The 19,574-nt window shown below is 70.6% G+C and carries 21 protein-coding genes; 8 read left to right on the top strand and 13 right to left on the bottom strand.

Features of this window, described 5'->3' with window-relative positions:
• The first annotated feature begins 139 nt into the window (after positions 1-139).
• Positions 140-1,282, top strand: coding sequence for an MFS transporter (locus tag OG570_RS13805; protein ID WP_326960016.1), 1,143 nt, complete (start codon positions 140-142; stop codon positions 1,280-1,282).
• Positions 1,283-1,335: 53 nt separating this feature from the next.
• On the opposite strand, the gene OG570_RS13800 is transcribed toward OG570_RS13805, so the two are convergent.
• From OG570_RS13800 to OG570_RS13785, 4 genes are all read right to left on the bottom strand, one after another.
• Positions 1,336-1,716 carry a hypothetical protein gene (locus OG570_RS13800; protein ID WP_326945022.1) on the bottom strand — a complete coding sequence of 127 codons (381 nt, stop codon included), beginning with the start codon at positions 1,714-1,716 and terminating at the stop codon, positions 1,336-1,338.
• 17 nt (positions 1,717-1,733) lie between these two features.
• The gene (locus OG570_RS13795) at positions 1,734-2,924 is read right to left on the bottom strand and encodes an RtcB family protein (protein WP_326945023.1); all 1,191 of its coding nucleotides are present in this window, start codon (positions 2,922-2,924) and stop codon (positions 1,734-1,736) included.
• A gap of 107 nt (positions 2,925-3,031) precedes the next feature.
• The gene (locus tag OG570_RS13790; protein ID WP_326945024.1) at positions 3,032-4,069 is read right to left on the bottom strand and encodes an aspartate-semialdehyde dehydrogenase; all 1,038 of its coding nucleotides are present in this window, start codon (positions 4,067-4,069) and stop codon (positions 3,032-3,034) included.
• On the bottom strand, positions 4,069-5,334 hold the full coding sequence (locus OG570_RS13785; protein WP_326945025.1) for an aspartate kinase: 1,266 nt from the start codon (positions 5,332-5,334) through the stop codon (positions 4,069-4,071). The genes OG570_RS13790 and OG570_RS13785 overlap by 1 nt, the downstream gene beginning before the upstream one ends.
• Before the next feature lie 283 nt (positions 5,335-5,617).
• Between OG570_RS13785 and OG570_RS13780 the strand changes: the two genes are divergently transcribed.
• Positions 5,618-6,208: a nitroreductase family protein gene (locus tag OG570_RS13780; RefSeq protein WP_326956750.1), complete on the top strand. Its 591-nt coding sequence runs from the start codon at positions 5,618-5,620 to the stop codon at positions 6,206-6,208.
• On the opposite strand, the gene OG570_RS13775 is transcribed toward OG570_RS13780, so the two are convergent.
• Together OG570_RS13775 and OG570_RS13770 are read right to left on the bottom strand one after the other, a co-directional pair.
• Complete coding sequence (locus OG570_RS13775; protein WP_326956749.1) at positions 6,205-6,909, bottom strand: ComEA family DNA-binding protein; 705 nt, start codon at positions 6,907-6,909, stop codon at positions 6,205-6,207. The two genes, OG570_RS13780 and OG570_RS13775, sit on opposite strands and share 4 nt — an antisense overlap.
• A 94-nt stretch (positions 6,910-7,003) precedes the next feature.
• The gene (locus OG570_RS13770) at positions 7,004-7,384 is read right to left on the bottom strand and encodes a hypothetical protein (protein WP_326945028.1); all 381 of its coding nucleotides are present in this window, start codon (positions 7,382-7,384) and stop codon (positions 7,004-7,006) included.
• A 239-nt stretch (positions 7,385-7,623) separates the two neighbouring features.
• On the opposite strand from OG570_RS13770, the gene leuA reads away from it, so the two are divergent.
• Both leuA and OG570_RS13760 read left to right on the top strand, forming a co-directional pair.
• Positions 7,624-9,387, top strand: coding sequence for a 2-isopropylmalate synthase (leuA, locus tag OG570_RS13765; RefSeq protein WP_326956748.1), 1,764 nt, complete (start codon positions 7,624-7,626; stop codon positions 9,385-9,387).
• On the top strand, positions 9,384-10,358 hold the full coding sequence (locus tag OG570_RS13760; protein ID WP_326956747.1) for a helix-turn-helix transcriptional regulator: 975 nt from the start codon (positions 9,384-9,386) through the stop codon (positions 10,356-10,358). The genes leuA and OG570_RS13760 overlap by 4 nt, the downstream gene beginning before the upstream one ends.
• Before the next feature lie 17 nt (positions 10,359-10,375).
• On the opposite strand, the gene OG570_RS13755 is transcribed toward OG570_RS13760, so the two are convergent.
• Complete coding sequence (locus tag OG570_RS13755) at positions 10,376-11,302, bottom strand: SDR family oxidoreductase (protein WP_326956746.1); 927 nt, start codon at positions 11,300-11,302, stop codon at positions 10,376-10,378.
• Between the two features lie 129 nt (positions 11,303-11,431).
• On the opposite strand from OG570_RS13755, the gene OG570_RS13750 reads away from it, so the two are divergent.
• On the top strand, positions 11,432-12,028 hold the full coding sequence (locus OG570_RS13750; protein ID WP_326956745.1) for a DedA family protein: 597 nt from the start codon (positions 11,432-11,434) through the stop codon (positions 12,026-12,028).
• Between the two features lie 3 nt (positions 12,029-12,031).
• Here the strand turns inward: OG570_RS13750 and OG570_RS13745 are convergent, their stop codons facing one another.
• Positions 12,032-12,676: a peroxiredoxin-like family protein gene (locus tag OG570_RS13745; RefSeq protein ID WP_326956744.1), complete on the bottom strand. Its 645-nt coding sequence runs from the start codon at positions 12,674-12,676 to the stop codon at positions 12,032-12,034.
• Positions 12,677-12,734: 58 nt separating this feature from the next.
• On the opposite strand from OG570_RS13745, the gene OG570_RS13740 reads away from it, so the two are divergent.
• Entirely contained in the window at positions 12,735-13,343 is a 609-nt protein-coding gene (locus OG570_RS13740) for a TetR/AcrR family transcriptional regulator (protein ID WP_326956743.1), read from the top strand.
• A 32-nt stretch (positions 13,344-13,375) separates the two neighbouring features.
• Here OG570_RS13740 and OG570_RS13735 read toward each other — a convergent pair whose 3' ends face one another.
• Positions 13,376-14,284: a LysR family transcriptional regulator gene (locus OG570_RS13735; protein ID WP_326945035.1), complete on the bottom strand. Its 909-nt coding sequence runs from the start codon at positions 14,282-14,284 to the stop codon at positions 13,376-13,378.
• 86 nt (positions 14,285-14,370) lie between these two features.
• Between OG570_RS13735 and OG570_RS13730 the strand changes: the two genes are divergently transcribed.
• Complete coding sequence (locus OG570_RS13730; RefSeq protein ID WP_326956742.1) at positions 14,371-15,279, top strand: EamA family transporter; 909 nt, start codon at positions 14,371-14,373, stop codon at positions 15,277-15,279.
• Here the strand turns inward: OG570_RS13730 and OG570_RS13725 are convergent.
• The 4 genes from OG570_RS13725 to OG570_RS13710 form a co-directional block, all read right to left on the bottom strand.
• The gene (locus tag OG570_RS13725; protein WP_326956741.1) at positions 15,276-15,926 is read right to left on the bottom strand and encodes a DedA family protein; all 651 of its coding nucleotides are present in this window, start codon (positions 15,924-15,926) and stop codon (positions 15,276-15,278) included. The two genes, OG570_RS13730 and OG570_RS13725, sit on opposite strands and share 4 nt — an antisense overlap.
• Positions 15,927-16,034: 108 nt before the next feature.
• Positions 16,035-16,676, bottom strand: a complete 642-nt coding sequence (locus OG570_RS13720; protein WP_326945038.1) for an SDR family oxidoreductase — start codon at positions 16,674-16,676, stop codon at positions 16,035-16,037.
• Between the two features lie 80 nt (positions 16,677-16,756).
• Positions 16,757-17,920, bottom strand: a complete 1,164-nt coding sequence (locus tag OG570_RS13715; RefSeq protein WP_326956740.1) for an RNA polymerase sigma factor — start codon at positions 17,918-17,920, stop codon at positions 16,757-16,759.
• The gene (locus OG570_RS13710; RefSeq protein WP_326956739.1) at positions 17,917-18,288 is read right to left on the bottom strand and encodes a YciI family protein; all 372 of its coding nucleotides are present in this window, start codon (positions 18,286-18,288) and stop codon (positions 17,917-17,919) included. Before OG570_RS13710 ends, OG570_RS13715 begins: the two co-directional genes overlap by 4 nt.
• Before the next feature lie 238 nt (positions 18,289-18,526).
• Here OG570_RS13710 and OG570_RS13705 point away from each other — a divergent pair, with 238 nt between their 5' ends.
• On the top strand, positions 18,527-19,519 hold the full coding sequence (locus tag OG570_RS13705) for an IS481 family transposase (RefSeq protein ID WP_326956738.1): 993 nt from the start codon (positions 18,527-18,529) through the stop codon (positions 19,517-19,519).
• Positions 19,520-19,574: the final 55 nt, after the last annotated feature.

The raw sequence follows: 19,574 nt of genomic DNA, 5'->3' as shown, positions 1-19,574 counted from the left end.
TAGCTGTCATGTTGTCCGGGCGCCAGGTCCGAGAAATAAGTTGCACGCGCGTACCACCTTGGGTTCTCATCGAGGCGTGCCTCTGCAGCCCTACCGCCGGGTGCTCTCCGTCCCCCGCGTCCCCTCGACGATGGCCATGATGTTCCTGGCCCGGCTGCCGATGACCATGAACGGCGTCCTGCTGACGCTGTACGTCGTCACCGGGCTCGGCCGCGGCTACGGCGCCGCCGGGCTGGTCGGCGCCGGCGTCACGCTCGGGATGGCCCTCGGGGCGCCGCTGCTCGGCCGCGCCTTCGACAAGTACGGGCTGCGCCCGATCGTCGCCGTCTGCGGCACCGGCACCACGGCGTTCTGGATCCTCGCGCCGCACCTGCCGTTCGAAGCGCTCGCCGCGGTCGCCGTCCCGGCCGGGATGCTCTCGGTGCCCGCGGGCTCGCTGGCCCGCCAGGTGCTGGCCACGCTCGTCCCGGTCGAGGAGCGCCGGGCGGCGTACTCGCTCGACACCATCTCGATCGAGGCGACGTTCATGATCGGCCCCGCGGCCGGGATCGCGGCGATCACCGCGTTCTCACCGACGTGGACGCTCAGCGCGCTCGGCATGCTCTTCGGCGGCACGGCGTTCCTGATCTGGCTGGTGAACCCGCCGATCCGCGACGCCGCCGACCTGGGGGTGGCCACAGCCCGGCCGCCGCTGCGCAGCTGGCTGACCGGCAGGCTGGTGGGCACGCTGATGGTCGCCGCGGGCGCGTTGTTCGTGCTCGTCGGCACCGAGCTGGCGACACTCGCGACCCTGCGCGCGCACGGCGACATCGGCGTGACCGGGCTGGTGATCGCGGTGATGTGCGCCGCGTCGATCACCGGCGGCATCGTGCACGGGTCGGTGAAGCGGTCGCTGCCCCAGGGCGTGCTGATGCTGCTGCTCGCGCTGCTGGTGGTGCCGGTGGGGCTCGCCGAACAGCCGTGGTGGCTGCTGACGCTCGTGCTGATCCCGACGAACCTGCTCTGCGCGCCGACGCTGGCCGCGACCACCGAGACGGTCAGCCGGCTCGCGCCGCCGCGGGTGCGCGGCGAGGCGATGGGGCTGATGGACGGGTTCACCCGGCTCGGCCTCGCGGCGGGCAGCCCGGTGGTCGGCTTCGCGATCGACCACTCGAGCCCGGCCTGGGGCTTCGCCGCGGCCGGCATCGGCGGGCTGGTGATCGCGTCGGCGGGCCTGGTCGGCCTACGCCGGCCCCGCAGGCCCACCCCGGCGCCGGTGGCCGCGCTCGCGGAGTCCTGCTGAGGCCGTCGTGAGTGGTAATGCGGGTTCTAACCCGCATTACCACTCACGACCGGTCAGCTGCAGGCGGTGCGCAGCGCGTCGAGCTTGCCGACGTTGCGCTTGGCCCACCGGGCCACGACGCCGGCGTCCTCGATGTGTTCCTTCTGCACCTCGACGTAGGAGTCGGCCATGCCGAGGAGCGCGTTCTTGACGTCCTGGTCGCCGACGTTCCCGGCCAGCGCGCGCAGCCGCTGCGCCTTGTCCGCGGCCCGCTCCTTGAGCCGCTGCGGGTCGACGAGCGGATTCAGGTCCGCCAGCCCGAGCGCCTCGGCGCAGGCGCCGACCTTGTCCGCGGTCTTGCTGCCCTGGTCGACCGCGTCGCTGACCTGATCGCACCCGCTCAGCAGCAGTGCGGCCCCGGCCAGCAACGCGGCCGTCCTCCCCCAACTGGTCATATCACCCAAGGTACCGCTCAGCCCTTGACGCAGACCACCTGCTTGAGGTGGGCGACGACCTCGACCAGGTCGGTCTGGGCCCTGATGACCGAGTCGATGTCCTTGTACGCCGCCGGGATCTCGTCGACGACGCCCGAGTCCTTGCGGCATTCGACGCCCGCCGTCTGCGCCGCCAGGTCGTCCGCGGTGTAGAGCTTCTTCGCCTTGGTCCGCGACATCCGGCGGCCGGCGCCGTGCGACGCCGACTGGAACGACGACTCGTTGCCGAGCCCGCGGACGATGTACGAACCGGTCCCCATGCTGCCCGGGATGATCCCCAGGTCACCCGAGCCGGCGCGGATCGCGCCCTTGCGGGTGACGAGCAGCTCGACGCCGTCGTAGGTCTCTTCGGCGACGTAGTTGTGGTGGCACGAGATGGCGTCGTCGAAGGTCGTGCCCGGCACGACGTCCGCCAGCGCCAGCTTCACCAGCGCGACCATCGTGGCGCGGTTGCGCGCCGCGTAGTCCTGCGCCCAGAACAGGTCGCGCCGGTACGCCTGCATCTCCGGGGTGCCCGCGACGAACACCGCGAGGTCCCGGTCGGGCAGGTCGGCGTTGTGCGGCAGCTTCCGCGCGACGGCCATGTGCCGCTCCGCGAGCTCCTTGCCGATGTTGCGCGAACCCGAGTGCAGCATCAGCCAGACGCGGCCTTCTTCGGCGCCATCCTGCTCGAGGCAGACCTCGATGAAGTGGTTCCCACCGCCGAGGCTCCCGATCTGCCGCGCGGCGCGGTCGTGCAGCTCCTGGACGCCGGTGTGCAGCTCGCCGAAGCCCTTCCAGAACGCGTCCCAGCCACCGACACCGTGCACCTTCGCCGGGTTCACGGGCGTCTTGTGCAGCCCGAACCCGACCGGCACGGTGTTCTCGATGCGGCGGCGCAGCTTCCCGAGGTCATCGGGCAGGTCGGCCGCGGTCAGCGACGTCCGCACCGCGCTCATCCCGCACCCGATGTCGACACCGACCGCGGCGGGCGAAACGGCGTCGCGCATGGCGATGACACTGCCGACGGTCGCCCCCTTGCCGTAGTGCACATCGGGCATCACGGCGACCCCGTGCACCCACGGCAGGTTCGCGACGTTGTGCAGCTGCCGCATGGCCTGCTCTTCGACGGACGCGGGATCAGCCCACATCCGAATCGGCACGCGGGCACCGTCGACAGCCGTGTACATGATTTCCTCCCCTGGAAATGGTTTCGCGGTGCCCAGGATCTCCCGGGCACCGCGAAACCACCAAGCGAGTTTTCAGTGAACACAGTCAGTTGTCGTCCACTGTGGACCTACTGCTGCGCGATCAGCTCCGCGATCTGCACCGCGTTCAGCGCCGCACCCTTGCGCAGGTTGTCGTTCGCGATGAACAACGCGAGCCCGCGGCCGCCCCCGACGCCCTGGTCGACGCGGATGCGGCCGACGTAGCTCGGGTCGTTGCCCGCCGCCTGCAGCGGGGTCGGGATGTCGGACAGCTCGACGCCCGGCGCGTGGGCCAGCAGCTGCGTCGCGCGCTCGACCGTCAGCGGCTGCGCGAACTCCGCGTTGACCGAGATCGAGTGCCCCGAGAACACCGGGACCCGCACGCAGGTGCAGGACACGCCCAGCCCTGGGATGCTCAGGATCTTGCGGCTCTCGTTGCGGAACTTCTTCTCCTCGTCCGTCTCGAGCTCGCCGTCGTCCACAATGGACCCCGCCATCGGCAGGACGTTGAACGCGATCGGGCGGACGTACTTGTTCGGCGCGGGGAAGGCGATCGCCGCGCCATCGTGCGTCAGCAGCGCCGCGTGCTCCGCTCCGGCGCGAACCTGGCCGGCCAGCTCGTCGACGCCGGCCAGCCCGCTGCCGGACACCGCCTGGTAGGTCGACGCGACCAGCCGGACCAGGCCGGCCTCGTCGTGCAGCGGCTTGAGGACCGGCATCGCGGCCATGGTCGTGCAGTTGGGGTTCGCGATGATCCCCTTCCGCGCTTCCTTGATGGCCTCCGGGTTGACCTCGCTGACGACCAGCGGCACGTCCGGGTCCATCCGGAACGCCGAGGAGTTGTCGATTACCGTGACGCCGGCGTCGGCGAACCGCGGCGCCTGCGCCTTCGACGTCGAGCCGCCCGCGGAGAACAGCGCGATGTCCAACCCGGACGGGTCCGCCGTGGACGCGTCTTCGATCGTGATTTCGCTGTCGCGCCACGGGAGTTTCGACCCCGCCGAGCGCGCCGAAGCGAAGTACCGGAGCTCGGCGATCGGGAACTCCCGCTCCGCCAGCAGCTTGCGCATCACCGCGCCGACCTGGCCGGTCGCGCCGACCACCCCGACCCGCAGCCCGTCCGCCATCAGCGACCACTCCCCGCGTAGACCACGGCTTCTTCGTCGCCACCGAGCTCGAACGCGGCGTGGATCGCGCGCACGGCGTCGTCGAGCTGGGCGTCCCGGATCAGCACCGAGATGCGGATCTCCGAGGTGTTGATGATCTCGATGTTGACGCCGGAGGAGGCCAGCGCCTCGCAGAACGTCGCCGTGACACCCGGGTGCGACCGCATCCCGGCGCCGACCAGCGAGACCTTGCCGACGTGGTCGTCGTAGAGCACGGACTCGAAGCCGATCTCGGCCTTGACCTTCTCCAGCTCCTTGACGGCCTTGGCGCCGTTGGCCTTCGACAGCGTGAAGGTGATGTCGGTGCGGCCGGAGACGGTGCTCGACACGTTCTGCAGCACCATGTCGATGTCGATCTCGGCGTCGGCGATCACGCGGAAGATCCGGGCCGCCGCACCGGCGTGGTCCGGTACCCCGGTGACCGTGATCTTGGCTTCGGAGCGGTCGTGCGCGACACCGGTGATCAGCGCTTGTTCCACGGGGATCTCCTCGATAGAACCGGTCACCGTGGTGCCCGGCTTGTCACTGTAGGAAGAACGGACTCGGATCGGGACGCCGTAGCGGCGCGCGTACTCGACCGACCGCAGGTGCAGGATCTTCGACCCGCTGGCGGCCAGCTCCAGCATCTCCTCGTAGGGGATGACGTCGAGCTTCTTCGCGTCCGGCACGATGCGCGGGTCCGCCGAGTACACACCGTCCACATCGGAGTAGATCTCGCAGACGTCGGCGTTCAGCGCGGCGGCCAGCGCGACGGCGGTGGTGTCCGAACCGCCGCGGCCCAGCGTGGTGATGTCCTTGGTGTCCTGCGCGACGCCCTGGAACCCCGCCACCAGCGCGACGTAACCCTGCTCGAGGGCCTCGGTGACCCGGCTCGGGGTGACGTCGATGATGCGCGCGTTGCCGTGCACGGACGTCGTGACGACGCCGGCCTGCGAACCGGTGAACGACCACGCCTCGGCCCCCTGGGCCGCGATGGCCATGGCGACCAGCGAGTTCGAGATGCGCTCACCCGCGGTGAGCAGCATGTCCATCTCCCGCTCCGGCGGGGCCGGGTTGACCTGCTGCGCCAGGTCGAGCAGCTCGTCGGTGGTGTCACCCATCGCCGAGCAGACCACGACGACGTCGTTGCCGGCCTTCTTGGTGGCGACGATCCGCTCCGCGACGCGCTTGATCCGGTCGGCACTTTCCAGCGACGATCCGCCGTACTTCTGGACCACGAGGGCCACGCCCGAACCTCCTCGACGGGCCGGGTCTGCTCCCTGGTGGGCACCGGAGAGCCCCCGCGTCCCATAGTTGAGAAGGAGCCTACCGGGGGTTCAGCGGCCTGCCACACCATCGAGTGGCGCCGGCCACCGGTCCGGGGCGGCGCGGAAGTAAATCTTCCGTAACACCAAGGAAATGCGCGGAGCCCTTCCTTCCGAGTGATGCAGCGCACTCCTCGGTACCTCCATCCATGCCCCCGCCACCACCCTCAGCGGAGGCGCTTCGCGCCGCTGTAGCTTTTCGATCGTGCGCAAACCAGCTGTGACGAGCATCCCGATCGCCTCCCTGATGGCCGAGCGCTGGAGCCCGCGGGCCTACGACGCGTCTGCCGTCGTCACCCCGGACCAGCTGCGGGCCCTCCTGGAGGCGGCCCGCTGGGCACCGTCGTTCGGCAACACCCAGCCGGCGCGGTACCTGGTGGGCGTCCGCGGCACGCCGGCGTTCGACGCGATCCTGGCGACGCTCAACTCGGGCAACCAGGCGTGGGCCCGGCGGGCGAGCCTGCTGCTGATCGGCGTCATGGTGACGACGAACGCGAAGGGCGAAGTCCCCTACACGGAGTACGGGCTGGGGCTGGCTTCGGAGAACCTGGTGCTGCAGGCGGTGGAGCTGGGGCTGATCGCCCACCAGATGGCGGGCTTCTCGGCGGAGGCGGTCCAGTCGACGTTCTCACTGCCCGCGGACGCGGTCCCGAAGGTGGCGATCGCGGTCGGTTCGCCGGCGCACCCGGACGTCCTGGAGGAGGACTGGCGGATCGAGCGCGAGCGGGCGGACCGGGTCCGGATCCCGCTGGAGGAGTTCGCGTTCACCGAAAAGTGGGGCAACCCGGCGCTCTAGACCGGCAGGACCACGGCCCGGTCGCGGATGCGGTCCAGCGTCCCGAAGGGCACCACGGCGCCGACGTCGTCGACGGCGGCGAACCCGCCCACGGTCGCCCTGATGTCGACTATGGCTTCGGCGGTAGCGGCATCGAGCCCGCAAACCGACGCAATCACATCTGCTGGCGCGTTGTTGAGATCGACGAGGCCGCCGTCGTCGTAGATCCGCGGCAGATCGGGCCGGCCGACCCGCAGGTCACGCGCGATGAGCGGATCCTCGGTGGCGAGCTTCCGGGCTTCGGTGCGGCGATCACGCGCGGCCAGCGCGGCGGCGAGCGCCGGATCGGGGCCGTCGAGGCGCTCACCGGGGACCTGGCGCAGGATTTCCCGGCGCAGCTTGGCCTGCTGCACACAGCCGACGGCGACCACGACGAGTCCGAGGACCACCGCGATCGACGTCAGCAGGTTCCCGGTCGATCCCACGACCTTGCCCGCGGCGTCCTTCGGGGCGAGGGACGTCAGCACGCCCATGAGCGCGGCCGCCACCCCGAAGACCGCGGCCTTGACGTAGAGCGACTTCCGGCCCAGCCGCACGGCGGCGTGCACGAACGGAACCCACGCGAAGAACCCGATCGTGGCGATGGTGACGACGAAGTACCAACGGCTCCCGAGGCGGACAACCGCACTCGGCACCGTCGCGACAGGCTGTGAAACGGACATGATCAGCACCCCTTCCGGCGTGCTGATGTCGCCTGGCGACGACACTGCGTTACGAGGTCGCGCCCCGGTTCAGCCGATCGTGATCACCGTGAGATCAGGAACCGCCGCCCACCCGGCGGATCACCTTCGCCAGGATTCCCGAGACCACGAGCCAGAAGATCGCCGCGATGCCGAAGTTCACCAGGACCCGCAGCTTGGCGTCGGTGGGTGTGAACAGGTCGCTGAAGCCCAGCGCCAAGCCGTCCGCCCAGGAGTGGACGAACGAGACGATGCCGTTGTCCGGGTTGGCCGAGCCGACCGTGAAGATCACGTGAATCACCAGGATCGCGGCGAAGACCAAGCCCACCCAGCGCACGATCGACGCCACCGCGTTGGCCACCTTGCCCCCGGCGCGACGCCAGTCGACGGGTGCCCGGCGGGCGACGCGCGTCTCCGTGTCCTCCGAAGACGCCGACGACTCTGCGTGTTCAGCCATGCCCGCAGTTTCGCACGGCACTGGGCCGATTGCTACCCGCTGGTAACTCGGATGGCGGATGAGAAGTAACGGTTGGATCGCGACCTCACTTCCCCCCGGCCTCGCTCGATGGTTATGGTGGGTACGTGGCGCGTGCTCTCCTGCTTCGCTGCCGCGACGGGGCCTGACCGGACCGGCTCCCCGTCGCGGGGCTTCGTGGTGCCGGTCGTCCGCACCCGTTTTTCAGGAGAACCCTTTCCATGAGTTCGCGCATCCGCAAACCCTCTCGCACCGCGCCCGCTGATCAGCCCGCCTGGAACACCCAGCGCGGCACGTCCATGCCGGTGCACCGCTACCGCCCCTGGTACGACCTGATCGAGAACATCGACGTCCCCGACCGCACCTGGCCGGACAAGCGCATCGACCGCGCGCCGCTGTGGTGCGCCGTCGACCTGCGGGACGGCAACCAGGCCCTGATCGACCCGATGTCGCCCGCGCGCAAGCGCAAGTTCTTCGACCTGCTCGTACGCATGGGCTACAAGGAGATCGAGGTCGGCTTCCCGGCCGCGTCGCAGACCGACTTCGACTTCGTCCGCGAGATCATCGAAGAGGGCGCCATCCCGGACGACGTCAGCATCCAGGTGCTGACCCAGTGCCGCCACGAGCTGATCGAGCGGACGTTCCAGGCCCTCGAAGGTGCGCCGCGCGCGATCGTCCACATCTACAACTCGACGTCGATCCTGCAGCGCCGCGTGGTCTTCCGCGAGGAGCGCGAAGGCATCAAGAAGATCGCGACGCAGGCCGCGGAACTGGTCGTCGAGCTGGCCGCGAAGCAGCCGGACACCGACTTCCGCTTCCAGTACTCGCCGGAGTCCTACACCGGCACCGAGCTGTCGTACGCGCTCGAGGTCTGCAACGCCGTCACCGAGATCTGGCAGCCGACGCCGGAGAAGCCGGTGATCCTGAACCTGCCGGCGACCGTCGAGATGGCCACGCCGAACGTCTACGCCGACTCGATCGAGTGGATGAGCCGGAACCTGGCGCGCCGCGACTCGGTGATCCTGTCGCTGCACCCGCACAACGACCGCGGCACCGGCATCGCCGCCGCCGAGCTGGGCTACCAGGCCGGCGCGGACCGGATCGAGGGCTGCCTGTTCGGCAACGGCGAGCGCACCGGCAACGTCGACCTGGTCGCGCTGGGCATGAACCTCTACAGCCAGGGCATCGACCCGCAGATCGACTTCTCGGACATGGACGAGATCAAGCGGACGGTCGAGTACTGCAACCAGCTGCCGGTGCCCGAGCGCTCGCCGTGGGGCGGCGACCTGGTGTTCACCGCGTTTTCGGGCTCGCACCAGGACGCGATCAACAAGGGTCTCGACGCGCTGAAGGACGCCGCCGGCAAGCAGGGCGTGCCGGTCGACGAGTACCCGTGGGAGGTCCCGTACCTGCCGATCGACCCGAAGGACGTCGGCCGCACGTACGAGGCCGTGATCCGGGTGAACTCGCAGTCCGGCAAGGGCGGCGTCGCCTACATCATGAAGGCCGAGCACCAGCTCGACCTGCCGCGGCGCCTGCAGATCGAGTTCTCGAAGGTCATCCAGCGCTACACCGACACCGAGGGCGGCGAGGTCGACCCGACCACGATGTACAACGCCTTCTCGGCCGAGTACCTGGAGCTGAAGACGCCGCTGGAGCTGGTGCGCCAGCACGTCCGCGACAACGGTGACGGCGAGTACGACATCACCGCGACGGTGCGCGTAGAAGGCGACGAGCACGAGGTCACCGGCCGCGGCAACGGGCCGATCGCGGCGTTCTTCGACGCGCTCTCGACGGTGGGCTTCGACCTGCGCCTGCTGGACTACTCCGAGCACACGCTCTCGCCGGGCGACGACGCGCGCGCCGCGTCGTACATCGAGTGCGCGATCTCGGACCGGGTGTTCTGGGGCATCGGGATCGACCCGTCGATCGTCACGGCGTCGCTGCGCGCCGTCGTCTCGGCGGTGAACCGCGCCAACCGGTGAAGGCCGAGCGGCTGGTCGCGCTGCTGTTCACGCTGCAACGGCGGCGCAGCGCGACCGCCGCTGAACTCGCCGAGGAGCTGGGCGTCTCCGAACGCACCATGCACCGCGACCTGACGGCGTTGCGCGACGCCGGCGTTCCACTGTGGACGGAGCCGGGCCGGCACGGCGGCTTCCGCCTGGTCGACGGCTGGCGCGCGGGCCTGGACGGCTTGACCGCGCGGGAAGCCGTCGCGCTGTTCGCCCTGGGCGTGCCGGAGGCGCTGGCCGGGCTCGGCCTCGACACTGCGGGCAGCGCGGCGCGGGCCAAGGTGTCGGCGGGGATGCCGCCGGAGCTGCACGAGCAGGCCGCGCTCGTCGCGGGCCGCTTCCACCTGGACGCGCCGGGCTGGTTCGGCGCCGCGGACTCCTCGCCCGAGCTGGCGACGGTGGCCCGTGCGGTCTGGGCGCAACGGCGGATCGCGATCACCTACCGGCGCCGCGACAAGGTGGCCGATCGGGTGCTCGAACCGCTGGGTCTCGTGCTCAAGGCGGGCGTCTGGTACCTGGTCGCCGCCGTGCCGGACGACGACGCGCGCCGCACGTACCGCGTGTCCCGGATCCTGACGGCCGCCGAGCTGGAAGCGCACTTCGAGCGGCCACCGGATTTCGACCTGGCGGGCTGGTGGCGCGCGGCATCGGCGACGTTCGAGCAGGTAGACCGCCCATTGCGGGTGACAGCCCGACTGAACCGAGCAGCGGTACGCGGCCTGCGACGCGTGTTCGGCGCCGAAGACTTGGCCCACACGGTGGTATCGCTGGCCGAGCCGACAGCCGACGGCTGGGCCGAAGCCGAACTGGCCCTGGAAAGCACCGAGATCGGCCTCGGCCAGCTGATCGCACTGAGCCCCGGCGTGGAAGTCGTGACGCCGCCGGAGATCCGGGCCGCGCTCGCGGCGATCGGCACCGAGGTCGCAGCCCGCAACAGCGGGTAGTCCACAGGCCCCGGCGATCACCTGTAGCCCGTTGTATCCGCCTCCTTGCCCGCGTCGACCACCTCGACCATGTAGCGCCACGCGTCCGGGCGGCTGCCGTCGGTGTCGTCGACTTCGTACTCCCGCGCCAGCTGGCCGCTGCTCACCGTCTGCCCGGACCACCGGTGCCGCTTCGGGTCCGCGGCCAGGGCCGCCACTGTGCGGCCGCAGAAGGTCGGGGACTCCGAGATCGCGAAGTGCGGGGTCTTCTCCAGCGCGTCGCGCCAGTTCTCCTCCGTGACGCCGTAGATGTCCAGCATCGCCTCCGAGCGCAGATAGCCCGGCGTGAACGCGACCGCCGTACACTCGTGCGCCGACAGCTCCGCCGCTTCGCCCTTTGCCAGCAGGTGCGCCGACGCCTTCGCGACGTAGAACGGCAGCGACGTGCCCTCGCGGTAGTTCGCGTTGTACTCCGCGGTGCCGTCGGTCATCTCGACGACCAGGCCGCCCGGGCGGCGGATCAGCAGCGGCAGCAGGTGGTGGCCGGTGATCAGGTGCGCGTCGATGCCGAGGCGGATCATGCGCAGGCCGGCGTCGAGGTCGTGCTCCCAGACCGGCTTGCCCCAGCCCAGGTGCTGGTCGCCGCCCCAGATGCCGTCGACCAGGATGTCGAGGCCGCCGTGTGCGGCGTCTACCCGCTTCGCCAGCGCCGCGACCTCCGACGGCTCCAGGTGGTCGACCCGGACGGCCTCGGCCTGGCCGCCCGCCTGCTCGATCAGCTCGACGGTCTCTTCGATGGTCTCCGGACGGTCCACTTCGGACTTCGTGGTGCCGCTGCTGCGGCCGGTCACGTAGACGAAGGCGCCCGCGCGGCCCAGCTCGACCGCGATCGCCCGGCTCGCGCCGCGGGTGCCGCCGGCGACCAGCGCGACCTTTCCGGACAGGGTGTTCGATTCGGTGCTCATGACCTCACGATCACTCCGAACCATGACAACTCCTGACATGGTTCACCCAATCTGTGGAAGAGCTGTCGGCTTCCTGTGAGTCCCCCTTGATCGGGATTCATCCGGGCCGCGCGGGCGGTTAATGGAGGTGTGGACGCGACTACGGCAGGACTGCTGGTGCTGTTCGTCGTCTCGCTGGTGCCGCTGCTGCCCACCGAGGTGACACTCCTAGGCATGGGCATCGCGGCGGCACAGGGCGGGACGTCGCTGGCGCTGGTGATCGCCGTGGCCACGGCCGGGTGCCTGGCCTCCGACCAGGCGCTCTACGCCCTCGGCCGGTTCGGTGGCCGGGCGGCGCTGGATCGGTTGAGCCGGCGGAAGAAGATCGCCGCCGGCATCGGCTGGCTCGACGGCCGCCTGCAGCGCCACCCGCGACCGGTGCTGGTGGTGGCCCGCTGGCTGCCGTCGGGCGGGACGGTCGGCGCCCTCCTCGCCGGCTCCCTCCGGTGGCCCATGGCGGAGTTCTTCACCGCGTCGGCCGTCGGCGTCACACTCTGGACGTCCTACGTCGCCTTCCTCGGCTACGCGGGCGGCCAGATCATCACCGAACCCGGGATCAGCATGCTGCTCTCCCTCGGCGTCGCCTTGGTCCTGGGTTCGGTGATCACCTACAGCGTCAAACGCGGCGCTGCTTCAGGGGGGTCCGGGTGGCGGAGCCCCCGGCCCGGGGCGGAGCCCCGGTTGTAACAGCTAGAGCGATTTGACGGCTTCGATGATCGCCGCCGGCTCCGTGCGCGTCGTGTAGTCCGGGTGGACGTCGACGTACCGGATCGTGCGGTCCCGGTCGACCACGACGACCGCCGGGTACGCCAGCTCCCATTCGCCGGTGCCGTTGACCTGGCCCAGGTCCGTGCCGATCGAGCTCATCGCCTCGCGCACGGCGTCCGACACCCGGAACGTCAGCCCGAGCTGCCGCGAGACGACGTGTCCGACATCCGACAGCACCGCGAAGTCGAGTTCGTTCTTCTCCCGCGTGGTCAGTGAGCCGTCCGCGGTCTGCGGGCTGATCGCGGCCAGCGTCGCGCCGAGCTTCGCCAGCTCGGGGACGACTTCCTGCTGGTAGGTGCGCAGCGTCAGGTTGCAGAACGGGCACCACTCGCCGCGGTAGAACACGAGCACCGCGGGCCCGTCGGCGACGAGCTGCCCCAGGCTGACGGGTTCGCCGTTCGCGCCCGGCAGTGTGAAGTCCTCGATCGTGACCCCGGCTTCGGCGAACTTCGTCTCGTCGGCCGCGCGGGCCATGTCGGCCTCGAAGACCGTGAACACCTCCGGCGGCAACGCGCTCCGGCCGTAGTCCTTGACGCCGTCCAGTCCGCTCTTCAGGTCGTTCCCCACTTGGGTCCCCGTTCGTTGTACTGATCGGTACAGTGGAGCTGACTGTACTATTCGGTACATGGAGACGCAAGCAGCGGCCACGACCGCGCGTGGCCAGCGGACCCGCGACGCGATCGTCGACGCGGCGGCGGAGCTGATGTACGTCCACGGCGTCGCGGGCACGAGCGTCGACAAGGTGCTCGCCGCGAGCGGGGCCGGGAAATCGCAGATGTACCACTACTTCAAGAACAAGGATCAGCTGGTCGAGGCCGTGATCGACCGCTATCTGACGGAGATCCTCGGCAACCAGCCCGCGATCTTCACGCTGGCGTCGTGGGCCGATTTCGACACCTGGGTCGAGCAGCTGCTCGACGTCCAGCGCCGCGCCGCGGCGCCGATCCCGTGCCCGCTCGGCAACCTCGCCGGCGAACTCGGCGACGACCCGAAGGTGCGGCCGCTGCTCGACCAGGCCTACCGGACCTGGGAATCCCACCTGACCCGCGGCCTCGAACGGCTACGCGACCAGGGCGAACTCGCGGCCGGCGCCGACCCGGCGCGGCTGGCCCAGGCCGCGATGGCGTGCGTCCAGGGCGGCCTGCTGCTGGCCCACATCCGCGGCGACCTGACGGCTTTGGAGGACGCGCTGCACATCGCCGTCGCCCACCTCCGCGCCCACAGCACGTCGTGAGTGGTTAGGGCGGTTCTAACCGCCCTAACCACTCACGAGCCGGTGAGCTGGGCGACCTCCGCGCGCAGCTCTTCGATCACCTGGGCCACTGCCGGACGCTGCAGGGCGCCGGTGCGGCAGACCGCCTCCACCAGGCGCGCCGCGCGGATCCCGGCCAGCGGCCGGCCGATCAGGCCGCTGCCGCGGCGGGTGTCCATCGTGTACCGCGGCAGCAGCGCAATGCCGTGCCCGGCCGCGACCAGCCGTTCGGTGATCCGGAAGTCGTTGATCCGCTGCACCACCACCGGCCGGACGCCGGTGCGGACGGTCAGCGAGCGCAGCACGTCGTCCACCGGGAAGCCGAAGTCGACGCTGATCCAGCGTTCGTCGGCCAGCTCCGGCAGCTCGACGCGGCGCCGGTTCGCCAGCCGGTGCCCGGCCGGGAGCGCGACGTCGAGGGGTTCGCGCAGCAGCGGGACGACGTCGAGGCGGCCGGCGTCGAACTCCGGCGCGTGCTCGTCGCGGTGCGCCACGACGACGTCGTAGTCCGCGACCAGGCCCGGCACCTCCGGTGGCGTCATGTCGACGTCCCGGACGTCGATCTCCAGGCCCTCGTACCCGGCGACGCGGGTGAGCAGGCCCGGCAGCAGCATCAGCCCGGCCGACTGGAAGATCGCGACGCGCACGCGCCCACGCGGCGCGCTGCGGTAGGTGTCCAGTTCGGACTCGGCACGCTCCAGCGCGGCCAGCACCTCGTCGGCCCGGGCGACCAGCGCGCGGCCGGCGTCGGTCAGCCGCAGGCCGCGGCCCGCCGGCTCGGTGAGCGGCAGGCCGACTTCGCCCTGCAGCGCACGCAGTTGCTGCGACACCGCGGACGGCGTGCAGTGCAGCGCGCGAGCGGCGGCCGTCACGCTCCCGCGGTCGGCGAACTCCCGCAGCGTGCGCAGGCGACCCAGATCCACGGCGTCAGCGTACGTGAAGCGCGGCTACACGATTCCTGCAGATATTCTCGCTGGTCCTTCACGGTCGGTCTTGTCAGAGTGGAGGCATGCCCACCCGTGACCGTCTGCTGGCCATGTTCGTCGCCGTCCTCTGGGGCCTCAACTTCCTGGCCATCCACGCCACGCTCGGGCAGTTCCCGCCGGTGTTCGCGGGCGCGCTGCGGTTCGCCGTGATCGCCGTGCCGACGATCCTGTTCGTGCCGTGGCCGAAGGTGAAGGTGCGGCACCTGCTCGGTTACGGGCTCGGCTTCGGCACCGGGCAGTTCGCGTTCCTGTTCATCGCGATGGACACCGGGATGCCGACCGGGCTCGCGTCGCTGGTGCTGCAGGCGTCGGCGCCGTTCACGGTGCTGCTCGGCGCCGTCTTCCTGCGGGAACGCGTCACCGCGCGGCAGCTGGCCGGGATCCTGCTGGCCGTCGCGGGGATGACGGCGATCGCGTGGCAGCAGTCCGGGCACGCGGCGCTGCTGCCGATGGTGCTCACCGTGCTGGCCGCGCTGAGCTGGGCGTTCGGCAACCTGAGCACGCGGCGGGCCGAGCCGGACAACCCGCTGCACTTCACGCTGTGGATGTCCGTGGTCCCGCCGCTGCCGATGTTCGCGTTGTCGCTGATCATGGAGGGTCCGGCGGCGCAGTGGCACGCGCTGACGACGCTGGGCACGCCGACCGGGCTGACCGCGCTCGGCGGGCTGGCCTACGTCGTGCTGTTCGGCACGATCGTCGGCTCCGGCATCTGGACGACGCTGATGCGCCGCAACCCGGCCGGCGTCGTCTCGCCGTTTTCGCTGCTGGTGCCGGTGGTCGGGCTGACGGCGTCGTTCCTGCTGCTGGGCGAGCGGCCGAGCGGCCTGGAGATCGCCGCCGCCGTGGTCGTGATCGGCGGCGTTCTCCTCGGCTCGCTCAAGTCCGCGCGCAAGCCCGATCCCGAGCTGCTGCCGGAGGAAGTGCCGGTCTAGGAAGCCGCTTCCTGCTTCTCCTGCGGCGTCTCTTCTTCACCCTCGTGCTTCTGGCCGAGACGCTTCTTCATGACGAAGAAGACGACGACGCCGATGATGATCGCGGCGACCAGGCCGTACTTGGAGAAGTTGCCGAGCCACTTCTCGGCGACGACGCCGAGGTAGTAGACGAGCGCGGTGGTGCCGCCCGCCCAGACGATGCCGCCGAGCGCGTTGGCGATCAGGAACTTCGGGTAGTGCATCTTCAGCGACCCGGCGAGCGGGCCGGCGAGGATCCGCAGGAACGCGATGAACCGGCCGAGGAACACGGCCCACATGCCGCGTTTGTTGAAGATGCGTTCCGCGTTGGCGATGTGCGTCGGCCCGAAATGCTTCGGGAATTTCCGGCCCGCCCAGGCGAACAGCCGTTGCCCGCCGGTCTTCCCGATCAGGTAACCGATGCTGTCGCCGACGATGGCGCCGGCGCTGGCCAGCGCGCCGATCCAGAGCGGGTTCAGGTTGCTGTGCTGCGACGCCAGCAACGCGGCGCTGACCAGCACGATCTCGCCGGGCAGCGGAATGCCGAGGCTCTCGATCATGATCACCGCGGCGACGATCAGGTACACCGAGATCGGCGGGATCGCCTCCAGCCATTGATCGATGTGCACTGCGGGTACCCCCTGGAAATCGGTCGTCTGTCACCGCAGGGTACCGGGGCCGGTCCGCACCGGGAGCCCCACTCAGGTATCCCTCCGTGTACGACTTAAGTCGCGTTTTCACCCCAACGCGGCAAGGGCCGGCCCGACCGGGAAGTCGCCGGAAACGACGTCGAACCCGCGGTTTTCGGTGAGCGGCTCCCCGAGCACCCCGACGACCACGGCGGCGACGTCCAGCCGCGTCACCCGTCCGGGTTCGAGGTGCCCGGCGACCTTGACGCGCCCGGTGGCGGGGCCGTCGGTGAGCGTGCCGGGCCGGACGATGGTCCAGGTCAGCGCGGACTTCTGCAGCGCGAGGTCGGACAGCTGCTTGGCCAGCAGGATCGACCGCACGAGCCGGTCACCCTGGTCCGGGGAGTCGGCGAACTGCGCGGAGACCTGGATGTACCGCGCGACGCCGGCCTTCTCGGCGGCGTGGATGGCCGTGACGGAGCCGTCCCGGTCCACGAGGTTCACCGACGCCGGTTCCGGATCCGGCGCCCCGATGGCCGCGATGACGACGTCCGAGCCGAGGAAGGCCTCGACGAGGTCCTCGGGATCCGCCGTGACGTCGGCGACCACGGGTTCGACGTCGAGATCTCGGAGGACTTCGGCCCGCTGGCGGCTGCGAAGCCCGGCCCGGACGGTGTGTCCCTTGGCCGCGAGAAGCCGTGCGATGTGGAACCCGGTTCGCCCCGACGCGCCCAGCACGGTGACCTGCATGCGGTCGATCCTCCCGCAAGAACGGCGGCCGCGCTCGTCCTTCCCCAGGTTGTCCACAGGTGTGCCCCCATGTGGACAACTCACGCCAGCCGGGACGCCCGAGACTGCAGGTAGGCCTGCTCCGGCAGGCTCAACGTCCGCCTCGACGCCGCCAGGTACGCCTCGCGCGCCCCGACGACGTCACCCGCCAGCTCCAGCAGGTGCGCCCGGACCGCGTCCACCCGGTGGTGGGCCTCCAGATCGGCGCCGGCCAGCTCGGCCAAGCCCGCTTCCGGCCCGTGGACCTGGGCGAACGCCACGACGCGGTTGAGCGTGACCATCGGGCCCGGCGCGACCACGCGCAGCAGGTCGTAGAGGGTGAGGATCTCGGCCCAGTCGGTGTCCGCGGCCGTCGGGGCCTCGGCGTGGACGGCCGCGATCGCCGCCTGGAGCTGGTAGGGGCCGACCGGCGACGTCGACAACGCGGTCGTGATGAGCGAGACACCCTCGGCGATGAGCTCCGCGTTCCAGCGGGACCGGTCCTGCGCCGCGAGCGGGACCAGCGCGCCGGTCGCGTCGACCCGGGCCGGACGGCGGGCTTCGGTCAGGAGCATCAAGGCCAGCAGGCCCGTGACCTCACCGCCGGGAGGGAGCTGCCGGGTCAGGCGGATCGCCTCCGTCGTCAGCTCGACGCGGTTCAGGGCGTCACCCGAGCTGGCCGTGTGGCCCTCGGTGAAGATCAGGTACAGGACCTGCAGCACCGCGGCCAGGCGGCCGGGGTCCGGCGACGGCGTGAAGCGCTCGCCGCGCAGTTTTTGCTTCGCGCGGCTGATGCGCTGGCCGATCGTCGCCTCCGGGACGAGGAAGGCGCGCGCGATCTCCGCGGTCGTCAGGCCGCCGACCGCCCGGAGCGTCAGCGCGACCTGCGACGGCCGGGTGAGCGACGGGTGGCAGCAGAGCAGCAGGAGCGTCAGCGTGTCGTCGACGCCCGCGACCGGCTCCGGATCCGGCGGCTCGGCCAGCGCGACCGTCTCCTCGCGCCGCTGCCGCGCGGTCTCGCTGCGCCACTGCTCGATCCGGCGCCGGGACGCCGTCGTGATCAGCCACCCCTTCGGGTGATCGGGCACCCCGTCGACGGGCCACTGCAGCGACGCCGCCAGCAGCGCCTCCTGGACGGCGTCCTCGCAGGTGTCGAAGCCGCCGTACCGCCGGACGAGCGCGGCGAGGACCTGCGGCGCGAGCTCGCGGAGCAGGCCTTCGATCACAGCTCGGTCCCGTGCAGCCCCATCACCGGCCGCACCTCCACCACCCCGAACGCCGCCTCCGGGATCCGCCCGGCGATCTCGAGCGCGCGCTCTTCGCTTTCGCAGTCGAGCAGGTAGAAGCCGGCGAGGAACTCCTTGGCCTCCGCGAAGGGCCCGTCGGTCGTCAGCGGCCCGCTGTCGCCGACGCTGACCTGCTTGGTGAGCTCGGGAAAGGCGAGCCGCTCGGAGACGAGCCGCTCACCGGACGCGTCGAGATCGTCGTTGAGCTGCTGGTAGTAGGCCAGCCCGGCGGCCCGCTGCTCGTCGCTCATCCCTTCCCACGCCCGGCGGGACTCGGGGTTGCCGTAGATCAGGACCACGTATTTCACGAGCGCCTCCCGAAAGGACTTCCACGTCGTCGACCCGCTCGGCAGCGTATGCCGCGAGACGCCCGCGGGACGCCCGCGGGACCCAGCGACAGCGGCCCCCCGCCCTCCCCTAGGTGTGATGTTCAGGGACGTTGTCCCGAGTTGAGGTGACCGGTGGCGGCCTGTCGCACAGACAGGTGAAGGCCTCCGGATGTGAAGTGGAGCTGTCTAGGAACCACATCACCGCCCGGAGGCCTTCGTGTCCCACCCTAACGCCACCCTCACCCCACGCACCCGACTACGGCTCGCCCGCCTGATCGTCGAACAAGGCTGGACCTGCACCGCAGCAGCGAAAATGTTCATGGTCGCCGCCAACACCGCCGCGAAGTGGGCCCAGCGCTACCGCACCGAAGGCGCGGCCGGGATGGCCGACCGCAGCTCGCGTCCGCACCACAGCCCGGCCCGCACCCCCCAACACCTGGTCCGGTCGATCGTGCGGCTGCGGTGGCGGCAGCGGCTGGGCCCGGTCCAGATCGCCGGCCGGCTCGGCCTGCCCGCATCCACCGTGCACGCGGTGCTGGTGCGTTGCCGGATCAACCGGCTCACCCGGATAGACCGGGTCACCGGTGAACCGCTGCGCCGCTACGAACACGACCACCCCGGCTCGCTGATCCATGTCGATGTCACCAAGTTCGGCAACATCCCCGACGGCGGCGGCCACCGCTACGTCGGCCGTGCCCAAGGCGACCGCAACCGGGCCGCGACACCGGGCAAACCACGCAACGCCTACCGCAACCCCAAGATCGGGACCGCGTTCGTGCACACCGTGCTCGACGATCATTCCCGGGTTGCTTACGCCGAGATCCACGCCGATGAGACCGCCGCTACCGCCACCGCGGTCCTGCGCCGGGCGGTGGGCTGGTTCGCCGCCCGCGGCGTCAGCGTCGAACGCGTGCTCTCGGACAACGGCTCGGCCTACCGGTCCCACGCCTGGCGCGACACCTGCACCGAGCTGCAGATCACTGCGAAACGGACTCGGCCTTACCGGCCGCAGACCAACGGCAAGATCGAGCGGTTCCACCGCACTTTGGCCGAGGGCTGGGCCTACGCCCGCTTCTACCCAGCGGAGACCCTGCGGCGGGCGGCATTACCGGGGTGGCTGCACTTCTACAATCATCACCGACCCCACAGTTCAACCGGCGGCAAGCCGCCGGTCACCCGGCTGACCAACCTCCCCGGACATCACACCTAGGGGGGCGGCCCCGAGTCCAGTCTATCGGCGGCCACCGACCGGAAGCCTGGTTTCG

Origin of the sequence: Amycolatopsis sp. NBC_01286, assembly GCF_035982555.1 — a bacterium.
Lineage (GTDB): Bacteria > Actinomycetota > Actinomycetes > Mycobacteriales > Pseudonocardiaceae > Amycolatopsis.
The sequence above is the reverse complement of the archived record's forward strand: the minus strand, read 5'-3'. Positions and strand labels throughout refer to the sequence as shown.

What these genes read in the sequence shown, in the direction of transcription:
- OG570_RS13720 (WP_326945038.1), bottom strand. Translation starts at nt 16,676, where the DNA reads ATGCAGGTCACCGTGCTGGGCGCGTCGGGGCGAACCGGGTTCCACATC.
- OG570_RS13800 (WP_326945022.1), bottom strand. Translation starts at nt 1,716, where the DNA reads ATGACCAGTTGGGGGAGGACGGCCGCGTTGCTGGCCGGGGCCGCACTG.
- OG570_RS13740 (WP_326956743.1), top strand. Translation starts at nt 12,735, where the DNA reads ATGGAGACGCAAGCAGCGGCCACGACCGCGCGTGGCCAGCGGACCCGC.
- OG570_RS13770 (WP_326945028.1), bottom strand. Translation starts at nt 7,384, where the DNA reads ATGGCTGAACACGCAGAGTCGTCGGCGTCTTCGGAGGACACGGAGACG.
- OG570_RS13755 (WP_326956746.1), bottom strand. Translation starts at nt 11,302, where the DNA reads ATGAGCACCGAATCGAACACCCTGTCCGGAAAGGTCGCGCTGGTCGCC.
- OG570_RS13730 (WP_326956742.1), top strand. Translation starts at nt 14,371, where the DNA reads ATGCCCACCCGTGACCGTCTGCTGGCCATGTTCGTCGCCGTCCTCTGG.
- OG570_RS13795 (WP_326945023.1), bottom strand. Translation starts at nt 2,924, where the DNA reads ATGTACACGGCTGTCGACGGTGCCCGCGTGCCGATTCGGATGTGGGCT.
- OG570_RS13790 (WP_326945024.1), bottom strand. Translation starts at nt 4,069, where the DNA reads ATGGCGGACGGGCTGCGGGTCGGGGTGGTCGGCGCGACCGGCCAGGTC.
- leuA (WP_326956748.1), top strand. Translation starts at nt 7,624, where the DNA reads ATGAGTTCGCGCATCCGCAAACCCTCTCGCACCGCGCCCGCTGATCAG.
- OG570_RS13805 (WP_326960016.1), top strand. Translation starts at nt 140, where the DNA reads ATGTTCCTGGCCCGGCTGCCGATGACCATGAACGGCGTCCTGCTGACG.
- OG570_RS13775 (WP_326956749.1), bottom strand. Translation starts at nt 6,909, where the DNA reads ATGTCCGTTTCACAGCCTGTCGCGACGGTGCCGAGTGCGGTTGTCCGC.